Below are 535 nucleotides of genomic sequence, written 5' to 3'. Positions count from 1 at the left end.
ATATTCCTGCATCCGGCGCAGCGCGTTCTGCTGCCGCACCGCCTGCAGGAAGAAGCGGTTGCCGGACGACGCCGCCAGCATCTCGTGGAACGCCGTGTTCACCCGGAACCACTCGTCGGTGCCGATGCCGCCGGGGGCGCGGGCCAATATGTCCTCGTGAGCCCGGCGCAGCTGCTGCACCCGGTCGCGGTCGACGCGGAAGCCCGGCTGCCGCAGCGCCGCGCATTCCACCACCATGCGGAACTGGTAGCTCTCATTCACCGCCTCGTCGGTCTCCAGGCTGTCGACGAAGCGCCAGCCATGGCCGCGCTGGCGCTGCACCAGCCCCTCGGCGGCGAAGCGCATCAGCACCTTGCGGACCACGCCGCGCGGCGCCCCGTAGCGCGGGATCAGCTCCGCCTCCGACACCTCCTGCGGCAGCCGGCCATTGGCCCGGTCGGTCATGATCGCGGCATAGACCGCCTCGCCCTCCGAGCGCGGGATCAACCGGGCGATCTCGTCGCCCTCCGGCCGGCGCAGCAGGACGAAGCCGCGG

Annotated in this window: 1 protein-coding gene; it reads right to left on the bottom strand. The window is 71.8% G+C overall.

The features are described 5' to 3' along the window. Positions 1 to 535, bottom strand: a 535-nt coding sequence (locus tag P409_RS35715) for a GntR family transcriptional regulator (protein ID WP_034849944.1), incomplete at both ends; no start/stop codon positions are given.

Source organism: Inquilinus limosus MP06, assembly GCF_000767795.1.
GTDB classification, from domain to species: Bacteria; Pseudomonadota; Alphaproteobacteria; order DSM-16000; family Inquilinaceae; genus Inquilinus; species Inquilinus limosus_E.
Note: the sequence above shows the minus strand (reverse complement) of the source record. Positions and strands in the feature narration are given on the sequence as shown.